Below are 22,517 nucleotides of genomic sequence, written 5' to 3'. Positions count from 1 at the left end.
GCATCGGCGGTGGCACTTGAAAAGAGGACGCCGCGCCGCCGAGCCCCCGGCGGGCGTGCGGATGTCGCGAGGGTGTTGCCGCCGGGCTCAGGCCCCGACGGCGGCGAGACCGCGCTCGCGGTCCGGGTCGACCACCGGCGCCGGATGGGGCACCCCGCCCCAGATGTTGTGCGGCCCGACCTCGGTGATCTTGGTCTCGCCGCAGAGCGCCATGGTGGTGTCCAGCTCGCGCTGGATGATCTCGAGCGCCTTGGTGACGCCGGCCTCGCCCATCGCGCCGAGGCCGTGGATGAAGGCGCGGCCGATCGACGTCGCGTGCGCGCCGAGCGCCATCGCCTTCAGGACGTCCTGACCGGAGCGGATGCCGCCGTCCATGTGGATCTCGATCTTGTCGCCCACCGCCTCGGCGATCTCGGGCAGCATGTGGATCGAGGCCGGCGCCCCGTCGAGCTGGCGCCCGCCGTGGTTCGACACGGTGATGGCGTCGGCGCCCGTCTGCAGCGCGATCTTGGCGTCCTCGACGTCGCCGATCCCCTTGAGGATGAGCGGCCCGTCCCAGTGCGACTTGATCCACTCCACCGAGGACCAGTCGAGCGAGGGATCGAACTGCCGCGCCGTCCACTCCGACAGCGAGCCGAGATCGTCGACCCCCTTCACGTGGCCGACGATGTTGCCGAAGGAGCGCCGCTTGGTGCCGAGCATCTTCATGCACCACGCCGGGTGCTGCACCAGATCGGCGATCACCTGGGGCGTCATCTTCGGCGGAGCGGAGAGACCGTTGCGGACGTCCTTGTGACGCTGGCCGAGAATCTGGAGGTCGAGGGTGAGGACGAGGGCGCCGCAGCCCACCGCCTTGGCGCGGGCGATGAGATCGGCCACGAAGCCGCGATCGCGCATCACGTAGAGCTGGAACCAGAAGGGCTTGGTGGTGGCGGCCTTCACGTCCTCGAGCGAGCAGATGCTCATGGTGGAGAGGGTGAAGGGCACGCCGAACGCCTCGGCGGCGCGGGCGGCGAGGATCTCGCCGTCCGGATGCTGCATGCCGGTCATGCCGACGGGAGCGAGATAGACGGGGATGGTGGCCGGGCGCCCGAGGATCGTGGCCGAGACGTCGCGATGGTCGATGTTGCGGGCGACGCGCTGACGAAGCTTGATGGCGGCGAACGCGGCTTCGTTCTCGCGATAGGTGCCTTCCGTGTAGGAGCCGGAGTCGGCGTAGTCGTAGAACATCTTCGGCGTAAAGCGTTTGTGCCTCAGGCGAAGATCCTCGATCGTCAGAATGGGTGCCACACGTCCTCCCCGGCCGGCGCTCCGACCTCGTTCGTTGCACACTAGCCCCAAGCGCTGACCGGGGAAAAGAACCAACGCAGCCGTCAGGCGGACGGCGAAGCGCCTCCGCCCACCACCGCCACGCCGCGATGGCGCACGCTGTCGGGAGCGACGGCGCCCAGAAGGGCCATGTCGAGCGCGTTCCATTCGAGGAGCAGCGCGCGCGTGGCGGGCGACAGCGTCGCCACCGTCGCCACCTCGTAGTCGGATTGGGCGGGATCGACCTTCGGCGCGACGTTGCGGTGGGTCAGGCTCCCCTCGAGCACCCCCTTGTCGCGCAGGAAGGCCTCGATGAGGGGCTGCTCGCCGATGATCAGGCGGCGGTCGGCGATGCGCTCCTCCACCAGGCTCCGCGCCTCGTCGAAGGTGGCGCCGAAGCCCGCCGGGCCGAGCACACCCTTGGCGCTGTCGCCGTCCACGAAGCGGTCGATCGATAGGCCGCTGAAGGCGCGCGTGTAGTAGTTGCTCCACTCCTTGAAGAAGATCGGATGGGGCCGCATCAGCGCCTCGGTGAGGTCGTTGAGGCTCTTGAGGCGCTTCTTGAAGATCGCGTTGGCCGGATGCGACGTGCTGCGGTGCACGAAGTTGAAGAAGCTGCAGATGCGCTCCAGCGGATCGCGCAGGATGGAGAAAGCCGTGAACGGGCGATTCTCGAAATACTCGGTGACGTTCCAGGCGAAGTGGCCGGCCACCGCGTCGTAAGCGGCGTTGCGCTCGTCGAGCGTCATCGCGGCGAGCCGCCCGAGCGCCAGCGGCGGCTGCCCGGAGAGCACCCGCGCCGCGCCGAAGTGGCGAATCATCTCGTAGTTCACCGACGTTCCCGAGCATTTCGGGATATGAAGATGAATCAGAAGCTCCCGCATCGGGCTCCGGTCTCCTCGCGATCGTTGCCGAACTCACATGCCGAGCGACGCCCCCTAAGGGGTCTGCTCGGTTCGCACAAGGTGCGATGCCACAACGATCCTGGGGATTTAGGGGCGGGTGGTACCGACGGTAGGGGTCGAACCTACGACCTCTGGATCCACAATCCAGCGCTCTAACCAACTGAGCTACGTCGGCCCGCGTCAGGTCTGACGGGGGCGGGCGAATGAGCCGCACCCCCGTCGGAGATGCCTCTTGGCACAAAAAAAGCGCGTCGGGAAGCCCGGCGCGCTCTGGCGGACAGAAACAACCTGATTAGGTGTTGAACTTCTGCGTCGCGCGCTCCCAGGCCTCCTTCATGGGGCCGGTGGTCTCGGTCGCGAGCTTCTGCGCCGTCTCCTGCATTTCGCGCGCCTGGCCGGCGAAGGCCTCGAACTGCTCGCGCACGAACTTCGTCTGGAGCTCCACCGCCTCGGACACGGTCTTGGCGCTGGCCACTTCCTTGGCGAAGGCGAACACGCGGTCGGTGTTGGCCTGGGCCTGATCGATCAGCTTGAGGTTCATCTCAGTGAACGATTTGCGGGCGTGCTCGTAGGTATCTTCCATCATATCCGTCGCTTCCTCTGCTGCATTACGCGCGGTTTCGTACATCTGCCGGGCGGACGCGATACTCTGCTCAGCGAGCTCCCGAACCATGTTCGAGCCCTCGGCTCCCGGAATAACAGATGCAAAGTCATTGGTCGCCATTTGGGCGGCCTGAAAACCCTGCTCGATTGCCGCGTCAGGGTTAGGAATATTTTCGTTGGTCGACATTCTGACCTCCTTCACGGGTTCGCGGCGGTTCGCTGCACGACCCCGTCCCGTGATTTCATTCGACTGCGGCATTGAACCGCTGCCGAGCCATACATAATCGAGTTATTGTGCAGTGCAACATGTTTTTGCGTCCGCGATGCGATTCACATGAATCTCGCGCGCCCTTAACCCATTCGCAGCACACCGGCGGCTACGTCTCGACGCTCGTATTGTTGAGTTTGCAGGGAGGCCGCAGGATGGAGCGCGGCGACGCATCGCTCGATCTCAGCCGGCTCGAACGGCCGGAAGACGAGGCCTTCCGCTATATCGCCGAGGCGCTCGGCGCCCGCTATGCGGGCGACCTGCGGATCGAGGGCGAGCCTGCGACCGCGCGCGCGCCGCTCGCGATCCCGCGTCAGGGCTCCACCCTCGACGTCGGCAACAGCGACCCGCGCACCGCCACCATTCTCGACCGCATCCCGGTCGCACTGCTGGTGCTCGACGGCGACAGCATCGCCTTCGCCAATCGTACCGCCCTCGCGGAGTTCGGATATTCTTCCGCGAACGTGCTCGAGATGGCCGGCGGGCTCGGCGCCCTGTTCCATCGCGCCAATTCGTCGCAGACCGGCACGATGACCATGACCACCGCCAACGGCCACCCGTTCGACGCCCGCGTCACCATGGCGCCGATCGACTGGGCCGGCCGGCGCTCGATGCTGATCACCGTCATCCGCCAGGAGGCCGCCGACGCGGTCCCGTCGACGTTGCGCCTTGCCGAGGACGACCCGCTCGGCGCCATCCTCGACGCCAACCCCGATCCGATCGCGCTCGTGACGCGCACGGGCGACATCGAGGTCGCCAACCGTGCGTTCCAGACATTGGCCGGCGACGCTACCGACCTCTCCGGCGTCCTCCCCCTCGAAAGCGAGCGGGCGCACATTCTGGATCTCGTCTCCCTCGCCCTCTCCGTCGGCACCTCGCCGACCCGCTCGACGGCGCCCGTGCGCGCCACCGACGGGCTCCACGACGTGACCGTCGGCGCGCTCGGCGGCCGCCTCGCCCTCGTCGCCTTCCACAAGGTGGCGGACGAGGGCGCCACCTGCCCCGCGCCGGCAAGCGAGGATGCGGCGGAGGACACCCCGCTCGCCGCGGCGGTGCGGGAGGTGCGCCGTCTCGTCACCGAAGCCTCGGTACTGATCGTCGCCGAGGCCGACCCTCAGGCCCACGGCGACGCCCGCCTCGCCGCCCGCGACCGCGAGGTTCGCCTCCTGCGCCTCCTCCTGTTGTCGATCGCCTCGCGCGTTTCGGCCGGCACCGTGATGCGGGTGCGCGAGGACGGCGACGATATCGTCGTCAGCCTCACCCCCTATGCCGACGCCCCGTTCGCCCAGTCGCTCGCGTCGGGCCGGCTCGCGGAGCTCGCCGAAGCGGCCGGCCGCACCCTCACCCGCGAGCCCGGCGGCCTCCTGCGCATCGCCGGTGCCGAGCCCGCGGCGCCGGCGAACACGCTGACGGTGCTCGACAGCTGGCGCTGAGCCTCAGCGCCCCCAGCGCAGCGCAAGTGGCGACGCCGCGGCGGCGAGCTCCACGAGCCCCGCCCGCGTCGCCGGATGCAGCGGCGTCAGCGGATGGCGCACGTGGTCGGATGCGATGACGCCGCCCTCCTTCATCACCGTCTTGCAGGCGCGCAGGCCGCATTGCCGGTTCTCGTAGTTGATCAGCGGGAGGATCGCGGCGTAGCGCGCGGCGGCGGTGGCGCGGTCGCCCGCCGCGTGGGCCTCGAGCACCGGCTTGATGAGATCGGGCAGCATCGCCGACGACATCGTGCCCGTCGCCCCGGCGTCGAGGTCCGCCATCAGCGTGATCGCCTCCTCGCCGTCGAAGGGGCCGACGATCGCCTCGCCGCCCGCCTCGATCAGCGCCCGCAGCTTGGCGGCGGCCATCGGCGTTTCGACCTTGAAGTAGGTCACGAGCTCGATCTCGCGGGCCATCTTCACGAGGAAGGGCACCGAGAGCTCGACGCCCGACAGCGGCGCGTCCTGAATCATGATGGGCACCCCCACCTCGCCGGCGCGGGCGAACTGCTCGTAGGTCTGCGCCTCGCCGCCCTTGAGGAGGGCGCCGTGATAGGGCGGCATCAGCATCACCATGGCCGCCCCGAGGGAGCGGGCGAGCTTGACGCGCTCGACGACGATGCCGGTCGCAAAGTGCGAGCAGGTGACGATCACCGGCACGCGCCCGGCGACGTGTTCCAGGCAGAGCCGGGTGAGCCTCTCCCGCTCGTCGTCGGACAGGAGGAATTGCTCGGAGTAGTTGGCGAGGATGCAGAGACCGTCGACGCCCTGGTCGACCATGCAGTCGAGAACGCGCGTCATGCCTTCGTAGTCGACGTCGCCGGTCTCGGTGAACGGCGTCGGGGCCACCGGCCAGACGCCCTTGTAGGTGGGCACGCTCATCTCGCTCTCCTCCCGCGCGGTGTTTCGACCCGCGCCTTGTTGCGGCGCAGGGCCCGGGCCATGCCCGAGCCGCGCCGTCGTGTTCGTATTGGTTGCGGCAGGCTGCCGCGCCGGCTGCTACAGACCAGAGCGATCGGTATGTTTCAACCTGTCGCCGAGGTGGACACCGTCGCCACGCCCGACGACGGGGCTTGCGCCCATGACGCGATGGCGTCAGAGGTCGAGTGTATGTGTATCGATCCGCCGGTCGGTCGAGGTTGAAACAGGTGAGGCGTCCATGGAGCGAGCGACCACCGGATCGGTCCCCACGATCGGCGCGCGCGACGGCAACCTGACGGCCCGCGGCCGCCGGACGCTCGGCGCCATCATCGTGGCGGTGATCGGCTTCACGGCGACCGCGGCGGTGCTCTCCTCCGGCCTCGGCCTCGTCGACATGGCCCGCTGGGCGGCCGAGCAGCAGCGCGCCTTCCACACCATGGTCAACGAGCTGCTCGGGGTGAACCGGCACGGCGGCCTCGCCTCCCTCGGCCTCGTCGGCGCCTGCCTCGCCTACGGCTTCCTCCACGCCGCGATCCCCGGCCACGGCAAGTTCCTGATCGCCGGCGCCGGCATCGCCAGCCGCATTTCCACCGTCCGCCTCGTCGGCCTGTCGCTCGCGGCAAGCCTCGCCCAGGCGGCGACGGCCATCGCGCTCGTCTACGGCAGCTTCGCCCTCCTCGACATCACGGCCGGCTGGGCGATGGCGGCGACCGACCAGATCCTGGTGCCGCTCAGCTATCTCGCCATCCTCGCCATCGGTCTCATCCTGATCCGGCGGGCCATCAGCGGCTTCCACGGGATCTGGCGCGAGCAGGCGGCCCGGTTCGGCCTGATCGCCCCGGCCCTTGCCGCATCGGACGACCATCACCACACCCACGATCATCACGCGCACGACGACCACACGCACGGCGAGCACGTGCACGACCATGACCATGACGGCCTTTGCGGCTGCGGCCACCGGCATGCGCCGACGCCGCAGGAGGTGGAGGCGATCCGCTCGTGGCGCGACGCGGCGATGCTGGTGATCGGCATCGGCCTGCGGCCCTGCACCGGCGCCGTGTTCGTGCTCGTCGCCGCCTGGCGCATGCACCTCTTCACCGTCGGCGCGGTGGCGGCGGTGGCGATGGCGCTCGGCACCGGCACCTTCATCAGCCTCGTCGCCATTTCGGCGACCACGGCGCGAGGGGCGACGCTGTTCGCGGCGGGCGTGCGCAACGTCGGTCTCGCCGTGCCGATCCTGCAGCTCGGCGCCGGCGTCGCCATCACGCTGATCAGCGTCGCCTTCCTCATCGCGGGCATCTGGCCCAACATTTGACGGCTATCCGAACGGCCGGATCCCGCGCTATTCTTGTGACTTGAGACCCGAGGGGAGAACGCCATGGCTCGCGACCTTACGATGCTGTCGAAGATCGAGCGGAAGGTCCTCTGGCTCTCCTGCTACATGATCCACGCCGCGAACCATCTGCGCGAGCCGGACGAGGTGAAGATCGGCGGCCATCAGGCCTCCTCCGCCTCCATGGTGCAGATCCTCACGGCGCTCTATTTCCGCGTCCTCAAGCCGGAGGACCGCGTGGCGGTGAAGCCGCACGCGTCGCCCGTGTTTCACGCGATCCAATATCTCGCCGGCCACCAGAGCCTCGCCAAGCTGAAGGCCTTCCGGGGCTGGGGCGGGGCGCAGTCCTACCCTTCCCGCACCAAGGACGGGCCGATGGTGGACTTCTCCACCGGCTCGGTCGGCCTCGGCGTCGCCATCACCGCCTTCTCCTCGCTGATCCAGGACTACGTCGCCGCCAAGGGCTGGCGGGGCGACAAGCCGATGGGCCGCATGATCGCCCTCGTGGGCGACGCCGAGCTCGACGAGGGCAACGTCTACGAGTGCCTGCAGGAGGGCTGGAAGCACGGCCTGCGCAACACCTGGTGGATCATCGACTACAACCGCCAGAGCCTCGACGGGGTGGTGCGCGAGGGCCTCTACGACCGCATCGCCCACGTCTTCCGCGCCTTCGGCTGGGAGATTGTGACGCTGAAATATGGTGCCCTCCAGCGCGCGGCCTTCCAGGAGCCCGGCGGCGAGACGCTGCGCCAGTGGATCGACAATTGCCCCAACCCGATCTACTCCGCCCTCGCCTTCCAGGGCGGCGCCGCCTGGCGCAAGCGGATCATGGACGAGATCGGCGATCAGGGCGACGTCACCGCCCTCCTCGACCGCCGCTCCGACGCCGAGCTCGCGGCGCTGATGGAAAATCTCGGCGGCCACTGCCTCGAGACGCTGATCGACGCCTTCGAGCGGGTGGATCACGACCGGCCCATCGTGTTCATCGCCTACACCATCAAGGGCTGGGGCACTCCGCTCGCCGGCCACAAGGACAACCACGCCGGGCTGATGACGCCCTCGCAGATGGCCGCCTTCCAGAAGGTGATGGGCGTGCCGGAGGGCACCGAGTGGGACCCCGCCGGCGGTCTCGACGCCTCGGCCGACGAGATCTCGCGCTTCATCGCCTCCACGCCCTATTTCGCGCCCCGGCCGGCGCGCGCCGCCCCGGCACCGGTGGCGCTGCCGCCGATGCCCAAGGTCGCCGAGCGCACGATCTCGACGCAGGCCGCCTTCGGCAAGATCCTCGACGGCCTCGCCCGTGAGAAGAGCGAGCTCGCCGCCCGCATCGTCACCTCCTCGCCCGACGTCACCGTCTCCACCAATCTCGGACCGTGGGTGAACCGGCGCGGCCTCTTCGCCCGCGAGGCCATCGCCGACTTCTTCCGGCAGGAGCGGGTGCCGTCGGCCCAGAAGTGGCAGTTCTCGCCCGAGGGGCAGCACATCGAGCTCGGCATCGCCGAGATGAACCTCTTCCTGCTCCTCGGCGCGGCCGGTCTCTCCGGCGACCTCTTCGACGCGCCCCTCTTCCCCGTCGGCACCCTCTACGACCCGTTCATCGCCCGCGGGCTCGATGGGCTCACCTACGCCTGCTACCAGGGCGCCCGCTTCCTCCTCGCCGCCACCCCGTCGGGCATCACGCTGGCGCCGGAGGGCGGGGCGCACCAGTCCATCAACTCCCCGCTCATCGGCATGAGCCAGGACGGCCTCACCTCGTTCGAGCCCGCCTTCGCCGACGAGCTCGGCGTGATGATGGGCTTCGCCTTCGCGCATATGCAGCGGCGCGGGGCCGCCACCCCCGATCCGCGGACGAGCCTTCCCGACGAGGCGGGCGGCGCCACCTACGTGCGCCTCACCACGCGCCCGCTGGAACAGCCGATCCGCGAGATGACCGACGACCTCGCCGCCGCGATCATCGACGGCGCCTACTGGCTGCGCGAGCCCTCGCCGAGCGCCGAGATCATCGTGGCGGTGCAGGGTGTCGTCGCCCACGAGGCAATCCAGTCGGCGGCGATGATCGCGGAGGGACGGCGCGACGTCGGAGTGCTCGTCGTCACCTCCGCCGACCGGCTGCACGCCGGGTGGGTCAACGCCCGCCGCGCCCGCGCCGACGGGATCGCGGCAGAGTGCGTGGTGGAGCGTCTTCTCGCGCCGCTGCCGCGCCACTGCGGCATCGTGACGGTGCTCGACGGCCACCCCGCGACCCTATCTTGGTTGGGTGCGGTTCACGGCCATCGCGTCGCCCCGCTGGGGGTCGATCACTTTGGGCAGACAGGACGCATCGACGAGCTTTATCATCACTACGGCATCGATGCGGAGGGCATCGCGCGTGCGGCCGACGGGCTGATGCCGCGCCGCCTCCGCCTCGCCGCCGGTTGACTATCCGGGGCGAAACCGGCACGCCGTGCCGGCGTTGCGCCCCCAGATCATGGAGGCACCTGATGTCGACAGCGCAACCGACCCGCCCGCGGCTTTGGGAGGTCGTCAAGGACGAGTTGATCTGGTCGGACGAAGGCGGGGAGCCCGGCGAATGGTCGGCCCGCAAGGCGCAGCTCGCGGCCGCCGAATATGAGCGCCGCGGCGGGAGCTATCGCGCGGCCGACCTCGGGGACGCGCACCTTGCCCGATGGAGCGCGCCGGCGACCCCCGCCGCCACGCGCGAGGTGCGCCGCGGCGGCGCCGGGCACCGCTACTCGCAGCAGTCCGCCGAGTTCGCCGAGAAGACCGCCCAGTTCGGCAAGCGCATCATCGAAGCGCGGAAGTCCGACCTCATCGCGCTCGCCCGCGACCTCGGGGTGCGCGGCCCCACGCGCATGACGAAGACGGAGCTCGCCCGCGCGATCCACAAGACGCTGAAGAACGCCGGCGATCTCTCCAAGGAGACGCTCGCCCGCTACGCCCGGGCGCTGCGCGTCGCCGGGCGATCGCGGATGTCGAAGCGCGAGCTCTGGGCGGCGCTCATCGGCACCGCCTGAGCCGCCTCGGGCCGCACCGCCCGAGCCGGCGGAGGGGCCGGCACCGCGTGAGCCGGCTCAGCCCATCTGATAGCCGGGGGTGGAGCGGGAGATCACCATCTCTTCCTCGTCCATCTCCTCGGCGATGCCCTCGAAGAGGGGGGTGGAAAGGTAGCGCTCACCGGTGTCGGGCAGCATGCACAGAAGCACCGAGCCCGGCGCCGCCTTCTCCGCGATCATCTGCGTCACGGCGAAGGTGGAGCCGCCGGAGATGCCGGTGAAGATGCCCTCCCTCCGGGCGAGGAGACGTGCCCACTTGATCCCCTCCGGCCCGGGGATCGGCACCAGCTCGTCATAATATTTCTCGTCGAGCGTCTCCTGCAGCGTCAGCGGGATGAAGTCGGGCGTCCAGCCCTGGATCGGATGGGGCTCGAAGGCCGGATGGCTCACCGCCGGGGAACCGTCGGCGGTGCGCCGCTGCGGCGTGCCGGAGGCGACGAGGGCGGCGTTGGCGGGCTCGCACAGAATGATCTTGGTGTCGGGCCGCTCCGCCCGCAGGACGCGGCCGACGCCGCTCACCGTGCCGCCGGTGCCGTAGCCCGTCACGAAATAGTCGAGCCGGCCGTCGGCGAAGTCGCCGAGGATCTCGCGCGCCGTGGTCGCCTCATGGATCGCGGCGTTGGCCTCGGTCTCGAACTGGTGGGCGAGGAACCAGCCGTGCCGCTCGGCGAGCTCCACCGCCTTGCGGTACATGCCGAAGCCCTTCTCGGCGCGCGGCGTCAGCACCACCTTGGCGCCGAACATGCGCATCAGCCGGCGCCGCTCCACCGAAAAGCTCTCCGCCATGGTGATGACCAGCGGATAGCCCTTCTGGGCACACACCATGGCGAGGCCGATGCCGGTGTTGCCGCTCGTCGCCTCCACCACGGTCTGGCCCGGCTGCAGCGTGCCCGCGCGCTCGGCCGCCTCGATGATGTTCACCGCGAGGCGATCCTTCACCGACGCCGCCGGATTGAACGCCTCCGCCTTCACGTAGATCGTCACATGGTCGGGACCGAGATTGTTGACGCGGATGGCCGGCGTGTCGCCGATCGTGTCGAGAATGCTGTCGAAGAGCTTGCCGCGCCCGCTGGTGGTGCGAATCCCGTCGTTAGTCGCCATTGGCTGCCCTCGCTGGCTGGCCGCCCTCCCTCCGGCGGCGAGGTGGGGCACATTGAACCAGCCCGCCGCGGCCTTCAACTCGGCGAGGCGAGGATCAGCCGGCCTCGGCGGGCGGGTGGCAGAAGGCGGTGTAGAGCGCCGTCATCAGAAGCCGCGTCTCGTCGTCGGCGATCCGGTAGTGGATCGTCTGCGCCTCGCGCCGCGTCGCCACGATCCCGGCCTCCCGCAGCCGCGCCAGATGCTGCGACAGGGCCGACTGGGACAGCCCCACCGCCCCTTGCAGGACGCCCACCGACGCCTCCCCCTCCGTCAGCCGGCAGAGGATCAATAGCCGGCTCGCATTGGCGAGGAGGCGCAGCCGGTCGGCGACCCATTCGGCCCGCTCGCCGAGCGCCGCGCTCGCTTCCAGACTGGTCATCTCGGCACCAATATTAGCATTGTCTAATTTAGATGATTATCATATGTGAGGGAACGCGGCATCGTCAAAGCCGCTCTCGATTTTCGAAGGAGCCTTCATGCTGCCCGTCGTCACTACCTCCTTCACACCGCTCGCCTCGCTGCTGGGCGGCGTGCTCATCGGCATTTCCACGGTGATGCTGATGGGCCTTCTCGGCCGCATCGCCGGCATCTCCGGCATCACCCTCGGCGCGCTCGGCAGCGCGAGCGACTGGGGCTGGCGCCTCGCCTTCCTCGCCGGGATCATCGGCGCACCGCTCGCTGTCGAGCTCGTCGGCGGGACGGTGGAGAGCACCGTCTCGACCAACCTCGTCGGCATGGCGGTGGCCGGCCTCCTCGTGGGCTTCGGCACCGGGCTCGGCTCCGGCTGCACCTCTGGCCACGGGGTGTGCGGCCTCGCCCGCCTGTCGCCGCGCTCGGCCGCCGCCGTCGGCGTGTTCATGGTCACCGCCGTCGCCACCGTCATCGTCCTGCGTCACGCGGAGATCTTCTGATGCGCCTCCTCACCGGCTTCCTTTCCGGCCTCGTCTTCGGTGTCGGGCTCGTGATCTCGGGCATGAGCAATCCCGCCAAGGTCCTGAACTTCCTCGACATTCTGGGGCCGTGGGATCCCTCCCTCGCCTTCGTCATGGGTGGCGCATCGGTGACCGCCTTCATCGGCTATCGCCTCGCCTGGCGCCGTCCGCAGCCGGTCTTCAACCCGAGCTTCGCGGTGCCGACGAACCGGCGGATCGACGCCCCCCTCCTCCTCGGCGCCGCGATCTTCGGCATCGGCTGGGGGATCGGCGGCTTCTGCCCCGGCCCGGCGCTGACGGCGATCCCGCTGCTCGCCCCCGGCACCCTGGTGTTCGTGCCGGCGATGCTGATCGGCCTCTTCCTCGGCACGCGGTCGCGCGAGGCGGCGGCCCGCCACGCCACCGCCTGATCGGCTACCGGCTCAGGGTCGGGGCTCAGAGGTCGAGGGTAAAGCGCCCCTCACCCGCCTCGTCGTAGAGCCAGACCATGCGGTCGACGAACCAGAGCTTGGCGCCGGCGGCGAGGATGGTGCCGGCGACCGTCGCCCAGCCGTCGAGCGCGATCAGCCCGTAGGCGAGGATCGGCAGGCCCAGCCCACTCGCAAGGGTGAGGCGCCGGGCCGCCTCGGCATGGTGCCGCGGGACCGGCCGCTCGTGACGGGCGAGCCAGAGGCGCTCGCCCCAGACCGCGCGCGTCGCCCATCCCGGCGGGCCGCGCGGTGGCGCGAAGACGCGGGGGTTGAGAAAGGTCCAGACGACGAGGAGGGCGACGGGCAGGAGCGCCCACCAGCCGATCCAGGCGCGGCTGAAGATCGCGAGCGCCAAGGCCGGCAAAATCGGCACCCGCGTCCAGACGCTCCAGGGGCTCGCGTGACGCCGCCACGTCGCCTCGTCCATCGCCATCGCGCGGGCGATGGCCCGACCGGCGGCTCCCGCCCTCACGCTCGGCTCCGCGGCGGGCGGATCGCGCGCCGTCGGCTCTCCGGTGCGATGGGGGCGTCGCTCGCCATCGGTGCCTCCTGCGGCGGGGCGGCCGCCCGACCGGCGGTCAGGCCGCGGCGAGCTTCTCCATCACCTCGTCGGAGATCTCGTAGTTGGCGAAGACGTTCTGCACGTCGTCGTCGTCCTCCAGAATGTCGATGAGCTTCATCAGCGTGCCGGCCTTGTCCTCGTCGACGGGGGTGGAGTTCTGCGGGCGCCACACGATGCGCACCGCCTGCGCCTCGCCGAGCCGCTCGCCGAGCGCCGTCGACACCTCCGCCACGTCCTCGAAGGCGCAGGTCACGAGATGCCCGTCCTCGTCGGAGGAGACGTCCTCGGCGCCGGCCTCGATGGCGGCTTCCATCATCGCCTCGGCGTCGGCCGCGGCGGGCGCGTATTCGATCTCCCCCACCCGGTCGAACATGAAGGCGACGGAGCCCGTCTCGCCGAGCGCCCCGCCGTGCTTGGAGAAGGCCGCGCGGACGACGCCGGCGGTGCGGTTGCGGTTGTCCGTCAACGCCTCGACGAGCACGGCGACGCCGCCGGGGCCGTAGCCCTCGTAGCGCACCTCTTCGTAGACCGCGCCGTCGTCGCCGGCGGCCTTCTTGATGGCGCGCTCGATGTTGTCCTTCGGCATCGACTGTGCCCGCGCCGCCTGGATGGCGAGCCGCAGGCGCGGGTTCATGTCGGGATCCGGCGTGCCCATCTTGGCCGCAACGGTGATCTCACGCGACAGTTTGGAAAACAGCTTCGACCGCTTGGCGTCCTGTGCGCCTTTGCGGTGCATGATGTTCTTGAATTTGGAATGGCCGGCCATGGTCGTCCTCTGATCACTCGGCCCACGATGTAGCGACGGCGCGGCTCGAAAGGAAGCCGGGCCGCCGAGTTCGCGATGCCACGAGAGGTCGAAAGTGTGGGCGCGCGCGGCCCGGCCGTCAATCGTGCGAGGTCTGGCCCGCCGGCGGCACCATGTCGACGCGCTTGCCTTCGGCCGCGTCGTGATAGAACTGGCTCGCGATCAGCCAGGCCTTCAGCGGGCGCAGCGGCAGCACGCAAGCGGCGATGATGAGCGGCAGCGTCGTGAGGAAGTGCACCCAGAGCGGCGGCTGAAGCGCCACCTCCACCCACACCGCCACGATGAGCGCCGGCACGCAGGTGAAGCAGAGAACGAAGAAGGCCGGCCCGTCCGCCGGGTCGGCAAAATCGTAGTCGAGCCCGCACACGTCGCAGCTCTCGCGCAGCGAGAGGAACCCCTTGAAGAGCTTGCCCTTGCCACAGCGCGGACAGCGGCACGTCAGGCCTATGGTGATCGGCGAGGGATAGTCGGCCCGATCGATGGTCATCATGGGACGCTGCTCGCTCATATCGCTTCCTCCGCAATCACCCACCTTCGATGACAGGTGCGCCGAACCCCTGCAAGCGCCGCGGCCGCCCGGCCGGTCACCTGCGCCAATCGATCGCTGGGGTGGACCCTACACCGCCGCGCTCGCCTCAATCCTCCTCCCAGCGCGTCGGCAGGGCGGGGTCGAGGTCGCCGCCGACGCGCACGGGCGCGATCCAGTTCGCGAGGCCGGTGCGGTCGTCGGTGTCGACGGCGACGCCGCTCAGCGTGGCCGGGCCCGTCGCCGGGCCGATCCGCTGACCCGGCACGCGCTCCACCATCCGCCGCATCGGCTCGTCCTTCTCCATGCCGATGACGGAATCGTAGGTGCCGCACATGCCGAGATCGGTGATGAAGGCGGTGCCGTAGGGCAGCACCCGGTGGTCGGCCGTCGGGCAGTGGGTGTGGGTGCCCGCCACGAGCGACACGCGCCCGTCGAGGAGATGGCCGAACACCTGCTTCTCGCTCGTCGCCTCGGCGTGGACGTCGACGATCGCGGCGTCGACCTCCGAGCCGAGCTTGTGCATCTCGAGCGCGTGCTCGAGCGGACGGACGGGATCGTCGAGGGGCTCCATGAAGGTGCGGCCCATGACGTTCGCGACGAACACCCGCGCCCCGTTGCGTGCCGTGACCATGGTGGCACCGGCGCCGGGCGTTCCCGGCGGATAGTTGATCGGCCGGATGAGGCGGGGCTGGCGGGCGATGAACACCAGAGCGTCGCGCTGGTCCCAGACGTGGTTGCCGGTGGTGACGACGTCGGCGCCAGCGTCGAGGAAGGACTGCAGGATCTCTTCGGTGATGCCGAAGCCCCCGGCGGCGTTCTCCCCGTTCACCACGGCAAAATCGATGGCGTAGCGCTCGATCAGGCGCGGGAGGTGAGTGGTGACGATCTGCCGGCCGGTCCGGCCGACGACGTCACCCAGAAAGATCAGCCGCACAGTGTCTCCTTGGTCCTGATGAACTCGCGCTCGGTGAGAATGGCGTCGAGCGGCTGGTCGTGCGGCTCGATGGGCAGCGCCTCGACCTCCTGCGCGGCGTAGGCGAGCCCCACGGTCTTCGCCTCGGGATGGGCGGCGAGCCAGCGATCATAGTGGCCCGCGCCGTAGCCGAGACGGCCGCCGTCGCGGGTGAAGGCGAGCAGCGGCACCAGAAGGAGGTCGGGCGTCGCCGCCTCCCCGCTCGGCTCCATGGTGCCGAACGGGCCGGGCGTCAGCGGCTCGCCGTCGGCCCAGGCGTGGAAGCTCATCGCCTTGTCCGCCACCACCGGAAGCGCGAGGCGCATGCCGCGGGCAGCGAGCGCGCGGGCGAGCGGCAGAGGGTCGATCTCGTCGCGCATCGCGACATAGGCCGACACGGTGCGCGCCGCGGGCAGCGCGGCGGCACGGGCGGCAAGGCGCTCGGCGGCATCGGGCGCGGCGGCGGCAGCGGCGGCGCGGCGGGCCATCGCGTCGCGACGCAGCCCCTTCTTGATCTCGGATAGGCTCATACGAGCCGGCCTTCCCGCACCACGTCCACTCCGTCAAGGCTGATGGTGCAGCCCATCATCGGCAAGTCGAAGTGACCCTCGGTGAAGCGGCCGGCGAATTCGTTGGCACCGGTCGAAAAGAGGAAGTTGCCGGCGACCGCCCGCAGCTCGGTGCCGTTGGTCTCCGCCTTGTCCATCATGGTGAGGGCGTCCCACCGCGCCGCCGGGTTGAGGCCCCATCCGACGTGGCTGACGGCGTAGGCCTCCGGGTCGTTCCAGGCGGCGAGCGTGTCGCGCATCAGGCGGGCGTCTACGCCCTCGCCCTCCACCGCGCGCACGCGGTCGTCGGCGAGCGTCAGATGCACCGGCGCCTCGACATAGCGCTTGTAGGTCAGGTTCATGTCGCCCGGCGACAGCACCAGCCGACCGGAGATGGTGCCCGCGCGGGGGAAGGACACCACGATGCCGCCCGGCCAGTGGGCGAGCGTGCCGGGCTTGTCGGTCCAGCCCCAGACGCCGACCGTCTGGGCGCCGCGCATGTCGACAGTGAGGTCGGAGCCCGCCGGCGAGGTGACGCGCATTTCGCTCGCCCCGCGGGCGGCGCGGGCGGCCTCGCGCACCGCCTCCTTCAGCGCCGGGTCGGGACGCATGCGCTCCAGCACCTCCGGATGCTCGTTGGAGATCACCTGGATGCGGGTGCCGGCGCCGAGGATCGCACCCGTCTGACGCGCGTGCATCAGCCCTTCGATGGTGAGGTCCACCACCACGTCCACCCGCTGCAGCGTCTCGACTACGGCGTCGAAGCCGTCGAGGGCGCGGCTCGCCCCGGTGGAGCGGACGATCATCGGGCCCGATCGCGGCGTCGGCACGGTGAGGGTGAAGGCCGCGACGCCGAGCCGCGCCAGGGCGAGCTCGGCAAGGTGCACGTTGAGCGCGCGGGACTGGGTTTCGGCGAGGATCGCGACGCGCTCGTCGGGGCGGATGCGCGCGGCCTCGAACAGCTCGGCGAACGCGTCGATCCACTTCCCTTCGATGCGATCGGCGAACATCCTCTTCCTTTCCGCCCCATCCTGCGCTTTGGTCCGGTCCGAACTCGCGAAGGACCGGCCGTGACTGTCTTACACTCCACCCTCGACGCCGACACAACCGCCGCCAACCGCACCGCCATGGAAAACCTCGTGGCCGACCTCGACGCGCACCTCGAGCGGGTGTCCGAAGGCGGCCCGGCGCGCGCCCGCGAGCGGCACATCAAGCGCGGCAAGCTCCTGCCGCGCGAGCGCGTCAACACGCTGCTCGATACCGGCGCGCCGTTCCTGGAACTGTCGCCGATGGCGGCCAACGGCCTCTATGACGACGCGATCCACGGGGCTGGCCTCATCACCGGCATCGGCCGCGTGTCGGGCCGTGCCTGCATGATCGTCGCCAACGATGCGACCATCAAGGGCGGCACCTACTACCCGATGACGGTGAAGAAGCACGTCCGCGCCCAGGAGATCGCGCGGCAGAACCGGCTGCCCTGCATCTACCTCGTCGATTCGGGCGGGGCGAACCTGCCGAACCAGACCGAGGTGTTCCCCGACCGCGACCATTTCGGCCGCATCTTCTACAATCAGGCGACGATGTCGGCGGAAGGCATCGCCCAGATCGCGGTGGTGATGGGCTCGTGCACCGCGGGCGGGGCCTACGTGCCGGCGATGGCGGACGAGGCGATCATCGTGCGCCATCAGGGCACCATCTTCCTCGGCGGCCCGCCGCTGGTGAAGGCGGCGACAGGCGAGGTGGTCTCCGCCGAGGATCTCGGCGGCGCCGACGTGCACGCCCGCCTGTCCGGCGTCGCCGACCACTACGCCCTCGACGATCGCCAGGCGCTCGCGATGGCGCGCCGCTCGATCGCCAATCTCGGCGCCCCCACCCCCGCCGACGTGCCGCTCGCCCCCGCCGAGGCGCCGCTCTACGACGACATCGAGGGGGTGATGCCGGCGGATCTGCGCCAACAGGTGGACATCCGCGAGATCATCGCCCGCCTCGTCGACGGCTCGCGCTTCGACGAGTTCAAGGCGCTCTACGGCACCACCCTCGTCACTGGCTTCGCGCGGCTCTCGGGGATCCCCGTCGGCATCGTCGCCAACAACGGCATCCTCTTTTCCGAGAGCGCCAACAAGGGCGCCCACTTCGTGGAGCTGTGCTGTCAGCGCAAGATTCCGCTCCTCTTCCTGCAGAACATCACCGGCTTCATGGTGGGGCGGGAGTACGAGGCGGGCGGCATCGCCCGCGCCGGCGCCAAGCTCGTGACCGCCGTCGCCTGCGCCGAGGTGCCCAAGATCACCCTGATCGTGGGCGGCTCCTACGGGGCGGGCAACTACGGCATGTGCGGGCGCGCCTACTCGCCCCGCTTCCTCTTCACCTGGCCGACGGCGCGCATCTCGGTGATGGGCGGCGAGCAGGCGGCCTCGGTGCTCGCCACCGTGCGCCGCGACAACATCGAAGCCGACGGCGGCTACTGGTCGGCGGACGAGGAGGAGGCCTTCAAAGCCCCCATCCGCGACACCTACGAGCGGGAAGGTCATCCCTACTTCGCGACCGCCCGACTGTGGGACGACGGGGTGATCCGCCCCCGCGACACGCGGCGCATTCTGTCGCTCGCCTTCGCCGCGACACTGCAGGCGCCCATCGCGTCGACCCGCTTCGGCGTTTTCCGAATGTAGATCAAAGGCTTGCAGGACGATCCGCACACCATGTGGGCGCTATGCACAAAAGGATGGCAGATAGTGCCGCGCGGCTATTCACTTCACTGAAGATCCGCGCCATCTGCGGGGTAACGACGCGCTCGCCGCGCGCCGCGCGCCCCATTCTGCGAACCCGCGAGCCAAACCCATGCAGTCCGATTCGACGCCTCTCACCGACGCCGTCACCCACTTCTTCTATGCGCTGATGCGCATCTTCGCGCCGCCCCACAACCAGGCGGACATCCGCGACCGTCACCGCTACGACTGACGCCACCTTCCGCCCGGCCGCTGCCCCGGCAAGGGCGGGATCGCGTCAGCCAACGGCATCGCCCGACCGCGTTCCTCCCGACGCGGACGCGGGCGATGCCGTTTTTCGTCGACCGCTCGGCACGCCCTCCGGCGCCCGGCCTCAGCCGAGCGAGGGGTGGCGGGGATCGTCGAGCGGGCGCACATCGCCCACGGCGTACCAGTCGTGGCGCTTGCGCAGCCCGTTGGTGTGCGCCCAGACCGCGAACCGCTGCCACAGGATCGCCTCCCGTTCCGCCATGCCCGGCGGCGGCCAGATCGGATTCTTGAGGAGCGGGTTGAACGGATTGGGCCGGCTCGTCGCCCAGAGCTCCAGCCGACGCGACGGCTTCGTCGCCCGCGTGCGGCGGTGGAGACCGAAGGTGTCGCCGGTGACCATCGTGCCCGCGGGCACCGTGAAGCGCGTCGGCTCGGGCAGCCGCAACCGCTCCCGCTCCGCCTCGCTCACCCGGAAGGACCCGCCCTTGGGGCCACCCGTCGACGCGATCACCGAGCGCCGCTTGTGCCAGGCGAGGCGGCGCCGATCGAGCCGGTGCGAGCCCTCCACGTAGGCGAAGGGCCCCGTCGCCTCCTCCACGTCGTCGAACCACAACCACGCCTTCACCGTTGGGTGGAAGGTGTCCATGTGGAGATCGTTTTGCGGATCGGGCACGCCGCCGTCGGCGACGTGGGTGAAGATGGTCTGGATGTAGAGCTGCGGCGCCACGTCGAATGAGCCGACATAGCGGATCGGGCCCTGATAGGCGGGCGAGCGCACGAGGGCGGCGAGCCGCGGCGCCGCGGCGAGAAGCCGTGGCGTGATCGCGATGCGGCGCGTCACGGCGTCCCCCTCCCGCATCTCGTAGGCGGGCGCGGTGATGCCCGTCACCTCCTCGCGCAAGGCGTCGAGGGCGGCCGCATCGAGGGGCGTGGTGCGGATGTAGCCCTTCGCGGCGTACTCCTGCCGTGCTTCCGGCGAGACGCGGTCGGCGAGGCGGCGCCGCCGACGCGCCGCCAGCGCGTGCGCGGCGGCGACCCGCGCCGCGTAGAGTCCGCGACGGTTGAGCCGCTCGCTCGCCAACAGCGGATTGGAGAAGGCCTTGGTCGGCAATACGACGTCGATCGGCCAGAGCGGTGCGGTCAGCCAATTGCTCATTCACTTCCTCCCAAGCCGGGGGCGCGGAACAAGCATCCTCCGCATCGCGCGCCGCCGTGCTAAGGACGCAGCGGCGCACCCATCTTCCGTTCCGCGCGGTGCAGGCCGAGCTGCCGCTCGCGGAAGATCACGAAGATCCCTGATCCGATCACGATCGCCGCCCCGATCACCACATAGATGGTGGGGATCTCGCCGAAGACGAGGTAGCCGATGGCGATGACCCAGATCATCGAGGTGTACTCGAACGGCGCGATCAGCGACGCCTCGGCGTGCTGGAAGGCCTGGGTGACCATGATCTGACCGACCCCGCCGAGCACGCCGATCATCACCAGCATCGCCGCATCGCTCCACGACGGGACGACCCAGGTGGGGGCCGTCAGCGCCGTCACCAACGTGCCGGCGATGAGGAAATAGATCACGATCGTGTGCGTCGGCTCCGAGCGGGCGAGCTGGCGCACGAACACCGCGGTGAGCGCCATGCAGGCGGCCGACACCAGCGCGCAGGCCGCGCCGAAGGAGGCGGCGTTGCCGAAGATGTCGAACCCTTCGCTGAGCTGCGGCACCATGATGATGGCGACGCCGACGAGACCCACCGCCACCGCCGACCAGCGGTAGACGCGCACCCGCTCGCCGAGCACCGTGGCGGCGAGCACCACCATCATCAGCGGCGCGGCGTAGACGATGGCGGTCGCTTCGGGAAAGGGAAGATATTGCAGCGCGACGAACCACAGCCCCATGGCGAACATGCCCGACATCGCCCGGCGCATGTGGCCCCAGATGTTGTTGGTGCGCAGCGCGTCGTGCAGGTGACCGGTGTAGGCGATCATCACCACCACCGGGATGAGCCCGAACAAGTTTCGCGCGAACAGCAGCTGTCCGACGGGAATGCGCTCGCCTGCGATCTTCACGAACGTGAGCATCAGCGTGAAGAACAGAACGGACGTGACTTTCCAGAAAATGCCTACGGCGGCATCATTGCTTGCGGAAGGGACGGGCATCGTGACCATAAGACGCACAATTGTCGTTCCTTGGCCAAAGCGCAAGCCGGCACCCTCGCGCACCCGTTATGCGATAATCGCGTAACGGATCGTTTCTACCGATCCCACCCGCGGATCGCAGCTCTCGCGGGTCGGCGCGACCCCTGCGATGACCCTCGGCAGGGCGGCCGCCGCCGCGCCGAGGCGCAGCGGCGGTGTGGGGCGGCGGTGTGGGAAACCCGCCGCGAGATCGGGCGGCGCCGTCAGAACTTCTCCGACGCCTGCTTCTGGAGGTCGGTCACCATCTCGTTCACCCCGTACTCCTCGGAAAGTCCCTCGACCTCCTTCATGAGACGGGAGAGCGGGCCGTCGTCAGGGATGAAGGCCTCGGGCGGCAGCGACTTCAGCTTGTCGATGAAGTCCTCGTAGTCGCCCTGCGCCCACGTGTCGGTCAACGTCGCCGGATCGCCGGCGAAGAGCAGCGCCTTGGAGCACATCGCCGGCACGGTCTTCGTCTCGCCGAGGCCGAACCAGGACAGGGCGTAGGGGGCGCGGCGGTTGAGATAGAAATCGTCCGAGCCCTTCGCGACGGCCGGGGAGAGGATGCCCATGATGGTCATATCCTCCTGGTAGGCGTCGTGGATGGTGCCGTCGGTGGGGTTCGGATAGGCGTAGAACACCCCCACCGCGCCGCGGATCGAGTTCACCGCCTCGAAGATCGCCTGCTGACCCTTGGCGTACTTGAAGCGGGGGGTGATGCCCTCGAGCGCGGGCTCGGCGTCGAACATCTTCTTCACGAAGGCTTCCGACCCCGACCCTTCCGGCACCACGAAGGTGACGCGGGACGCGTTCTGCATCACCGACTTCCAGTTGGGCAGGCGCGGCTCCTTGGTGAACGCCATCGCGCATTCGCCCGGAAGATCGTTGCGGATGATCTGCGTGCCGCCGGAGGTCACCGCGTCGTATTCGAGCCCGCCCTGGCCGATACCGAAGCAAATATTCTCGGTCTCGTCGGCACAGGCGTTCGCGTTGGCCACCGCGCCGCCTGACGGGACGCGCCGGACTTCATATCCAAACGGCCGGGCGAGCTCCTTGATCTGCTCCTCGACGGCCTTACCCATTCCATTATGATACGTGGAGCCTTCGCCGGTCGGCGCTCCACCGGTATAAATCAAAATCTCCGTCCCTTGGGCGGCGGCCACGGTCGTGGCGAGCACGGCGGCAATGGCCAAAGTTCTCTTCATGGCAATTTCCTTGTCTGGGCCAAGTCAGCGATAAGAGCTGCATGGCAGACATAAGCGCAGCGCAAAGCGTTGAAACCCATTGCGATCTGGCCGAGGAATCCCTATGGCGCCGTCGAAAAAGTCGCCCCCTGCCGCGTCCGAGGAGGACGACAAGAACGCCCGACTGCGCGAGGCGCTGCGCGCCAACCTGCGCAAGCGCAAGGAGCAGACGCGGGCCCGGCGCGACGCGACGCCGCGCCCGGCCGCCAACAGTGATGGCGACGGCGACGAGGCGAGCGGCACCGACGAGTGACCGTCCGTGCACGATGAGATGTCCAGGCGGAGCCTCCGGAACGAGCGGAGCGCGAGGATCGGCCGATGCGCACGG

Annotated in this window: 23 protein-coding genes and 1 tRNA gene; 8 read left to right on the top strand and 16 right to left on the bottom strand. The window is 69.5% G+C overall.

What is annotated here, in order from left to right:
• Positions 1-87 precede the first annotated feature (87 nt).
• From JCR33_RS18025 to JCR33_RS18010, 4 genes are all read right to left on the bottom strand, one after another.
• The gene (locus JCR33_RS18025; protein ID WP_198883511.1) at positions 88-1,290 is read right to left on the bottom strand and encodes an alpha-hydroxy acid oxidase; all 1,203 of its coding nucleotides are present in this window, start codon (positions 1,288-1,290) and stop codon (positions 88-90) included.
• 83 nt (positions 1,291-1,373) lie between these two features.
• On the bottom strand, positions 1,374-2,192 hold the full coding sequence (locus JCR33_RS18020) for a sulfotransferase family 2 domain-containing protein (protein ID WP_198883510.1): 819 nt from the start codon (positions 2,190-2,192) through the stop codon (positions 1,374-1,376).
• Between the two features lie 119 nt (positions 2,193-2,311).
• Positions 2,312-2,388, bottom strand: a tRNA-His gene (locus JCR33_RS18015).
• Between the two features lie 117 nt (positions 2,389-2,505).
• Entirely contained in the window at positions 2,506-3,003 is a 498-nt protein-coding gene (locus tag JCR33_RS18010) for a phasin family protein (protein WP_198883509.1), read from the bottom strand.
• A 236-nt stretch (positions 3,004-3,239) separates the two neighbouring features.
• Between JCR33_RS18010 and JCR33_RS18005 the strand changes: the two genes are divergently transcribed.
• Positions 3,240-4,517, top strand: coding sequence for a PAS domain-containing protein (locus JCR33_RS18005; protein ID WP_198883508.1), 1,278 nt, complete (start codon positions 3,240-3,242; stop codon positions 4,515-4,517).
• Positions 4,518-4,520: 3 nt separating this feature from the next.
• On the opposite strand, the gene JCR33_RS18000 is transcribed toward JCR33_RS18005, so the two are convergent.
• Positions 4,521-5,438, bottom strand: coding sequence for a dihydrodipicolinate synthase family protein (locus JCR33_RS18000; protein ID WP_211110395.1), 918 nt, complete (start codon positions 5,436-5,438; stop codon positions 4,521-4,523).
• Between the two features lie 277 nt (positions 5,439-5,715).
• On the opposite strand from JCR33_RS18000, the gene JCR33_RS17995 reads away from it, so the two are divergent.
• The 3 genes from JCR33_RS17995 (at position 5,716) to JCR33_RS17985 (ending at position 9,824) form a co-directional block, all read left to right on the top strand.
• Entirely contained in the window at positions 5,716-6,792 is a 1,077-nt protein-coding gene (locus JCR33_RS17995) for a nickel/cobalt transporter (RefSeq protein WP_198883507.1), read from the top strand.
• Positions 6,793-6,855: 63 nt separating this feature from the next.
• Entirely contained in the window at positions 6,856-9,228 is a 2,373-nt protein-coding gene (locus tag JCR33_RS17990) for a transketolase (RefSeq protein ID WP_198883506.1), read from the top strand.
• A gap of 62 nt (positions 9,229-9,290) precedes the next feature.
• The gene (locus tag JCR33_RS17985) at positions 9,291-9,824 is read left to right on the top strand and encodes a Rho termination factor N-terminal domain-containing protein (RefSeq protein WP_198883505.1); all 534 of its coding nucleotides are present in this window, start codon (positions 9,291-9,293) and stop codon (positions 9,822-9,824) included.
• A gap of 57 nt (positions 9,825-9,881) precedes the next feature.
• Here JCR33_RS17985 and JCR33_RS17980 read toward each other — a convergent pair whose 3' ends face one another.
• The gene (locus tag JCR33_RS17980; protein ID WP_198883504.1) at positions 9,882-10,964 is read right to left on the bottom strand and encodes a PLP-dependent cysteine synthase family protein; all 1,083 of its coding nucleotides are present in this window, start codon (positions 10,962-10,964) and stop codon (positions 9,882-9,884) included.
• Positions 10,965-11,058: 94 nt separating this feature from the next.
• A complete protein-coding gene (locus tag JCR33_RS17975) occupies positions 11,059-11,382 on the bottom strand; it encodes an ArsR/SmtB family transcription factor (RefSeq protein WP_198883503.1) in 324 nt (107 codons plus the stop codon).
• Positions 11,383-11,479: 97 nt separating this feature from the next.
• Between JCR33_RS17975 and JCR33_RS17970 the strand changes: the two genes are divergently transcribed.
• Together JCR33_RS17970 and JCR33_RS17965 are read left to right on the top strand one after the other, a co-directional pair.
• Positions 11,480-11,914, top strand: coding sequence for a YeeE/YedE family protein (locus JCR33_RS17970; RefSeq protein WP_198883502.1), 435 nt, complete (start codon positions 11,480-11,482; stop codon positions 11,912-11,914).
• Positions 11,914-12,345, top strand: a complete 432-nt coding sequence (locus JCR33_RS17965) for a DUF6691 family protein (RefSeq protein ID WP_198883501.1) — start codon at positions 11,914-11,916, stop codon at positions 12,343-12,345. The genes JCR33_RS17970 and JCR33_RS17965 overlap by 1 nt, the downstream gene beginning before the upstream one ends.
• Before the next feature lie 25 nt (positions 12,346-12,370).
• Here JCR33_RS17965 and JCR33_RS17960 read toward each other — a convergent pair whose 3' ends face one another.
• The 6 genes from JCR33_RS17960 to JCR33_RS17935 all read right to left on the bottom strand — a co-directional run bounded on the left by JCR33_RS17960 (position 12,371) and on the right by JCR33_RS17935 (position 16,811).
• Positions 12,371-12,877, bottom strand: a complete 507-nt coding sequence (locus JCR33_RS17960) for a DUF6653 family protein (RefSeq protein ID WP_332461221.1) — start codon at positions 12,875-12,877, stop codon at positions 12,371-12,373.
• A gap of 106 nt (positions 12,878-12,983) precedes the next feature.
• Positions 12,984-13,733, bottom strand: coding sequence for a YebC/PmpR family DNA-binding transcriptional regulator (locus tag JCR33_RS17955; protein ID WP_198883500.1), 750 nt, complete (start codon positions 13,731-13,733; stop codon positions 12,984-12,986).
• Positions 13,734-13,851: 118 nt separating this feature from the next.
• Positions 13,852-14,280 (bottom strand): DUF983 domain-containing protein, encoded by a 429-nt coding sequence (locus tag JCR33_RS17950; RefSeq protein ID WP_232372666.1) that lies wholly within the window; start codon positions 14,278-14,280, stop codon positions 13,852-13,854.
• A gap of 127 nt (positions 14,281-14,407) precedes the next feature.
• A complete protein-coding gene (locus JCR33_RS17945) occupies positions 14,408-15,235 on the bottom strand; it encodes a TIGR00282 family metallophosphoesterase (protein WP_198883499.1) in 828 nt (275 codons plus the stop codon).
• Positions 15,226-15,783 carry a 5-formyltetrahydrofolate cyclo-ligase gene (locus tag JCR33_RS17940; protein ID WP_198883498.1) on the bottom strand — a complete coding sequence of 186 codons (558 nt, stop codon included), beginning with the start codon at positions 15,781-15,783 and terminating at the stop codon, positions 15,226-15,228. The genes JCR33_RS17945 and JCR33_RS17940 overlap by 10 nt, the downstream gene beginning before the upstream one ends.
• Positions 15,780-16,811, bottom strand: a complete 1,032-nt coding sequence (locus JCR33_RS17935; RefSeq protein WP_198883497.1) for a peptidase M29 — start codon at positions 16,809-16,811, stop codon at positions 15,780-15,782. Before JCR33_RS17935 ends, JCR33_RS17940 begins: the two co-directional genes overlap by 4 nt.
• Positions 16,812-16,928: 117 nt before the next feature.
• On the opposite strand from JCR33_RS17935, the gene JCR33_RS17930 reads away from it, so the two are divergent.
• A complete protein-coding gene (locus tag JCR33_RS17930; protein WP_198883558.1) occupies positions 16,929-18,467 on the top strand; it encodes a carboxyl transferase domain-containing protein in 1,539 nt (512 codons plus the stop codon).
• A 430-nt stretch (positions 18,468-18,897) separates the two neighbouring features.
• On the opposite strand, the gene JCR33_RS17925 is transcribed toward JCR33_RS17930, so the two are convergent.
• The 3 genes from JCR33_RS17925 to JCR33_RS17915 all read right to left on the bottom strand — a co-directional run bounded on the left by JCR33_RS17925 (position 18,898) and on the right by JCR33_RS17915 (position 22,150).
• The gene (locus JCR33_RS17925) at positions 18,898-19,929 is read right to left on the bottom strand and encodes a phytanoyl-CoA dioxygenase family protein (protein WP_198883496.1); all 1,032 of its coding nucleotides are present in this window, start codon (positions 19,927-19,929) and stop codon (positions 18,898-18,900) included.
• A gap of 59 nt (positions 19,930-19,988) precedes the next feature.
• Positions 19,989-20,927, bottom strand: a complete 939-nt coding sequence (locus JCR33_RS17920; protein WP_198883495.1) for a DMT family transporter — start codon at positions 20,925-20,927, stop codon at positions 19,989-19,991.
• Between the two features lie 242 nt (positions 20,928-21,169).
• Positions 21,170-22,150, bottom strand: coding sequence for a hypothetical protein (locus tag JCR33_RS17915; protein ID WP_198883494.1), 981 nt, complete (start codon positions 22,148-22,150; stop codon positions 21,170-21,172).
• 103 nt (positions 22,151-22,253) lie between these two features.
• Between JCR33_RS17915 and JCR33_RS17910 the strand changes: the two genes are divergently transcribed.
• On the top strand, positions 22,254-22,442 hold the full coding sequence (locus JCR33_RS17910; RefSeq protein ID WP_198883493.1) for a hypothetical protein: 189 nt from the start codon (positions 22,254-22,256) through the stop codon (positions 22,440-22,442).
• Positions 22,443-22,517: the final 75 nt, after the last annotated feature.

Origin of the sequence: Acuticoccus mangrovi (assembly GCF_016411865.1) — a bacterium.
Classification (GTDB): Bacteria; Pseudomonadota; Alphaproteobacteria; order Rhizobiales; family Amorphaceae; genus Acuticoccus; species Acuticoccus mangrovi.
This window is presented reverse-complemented; position numbering and strand designations above follow the sequence as displayed.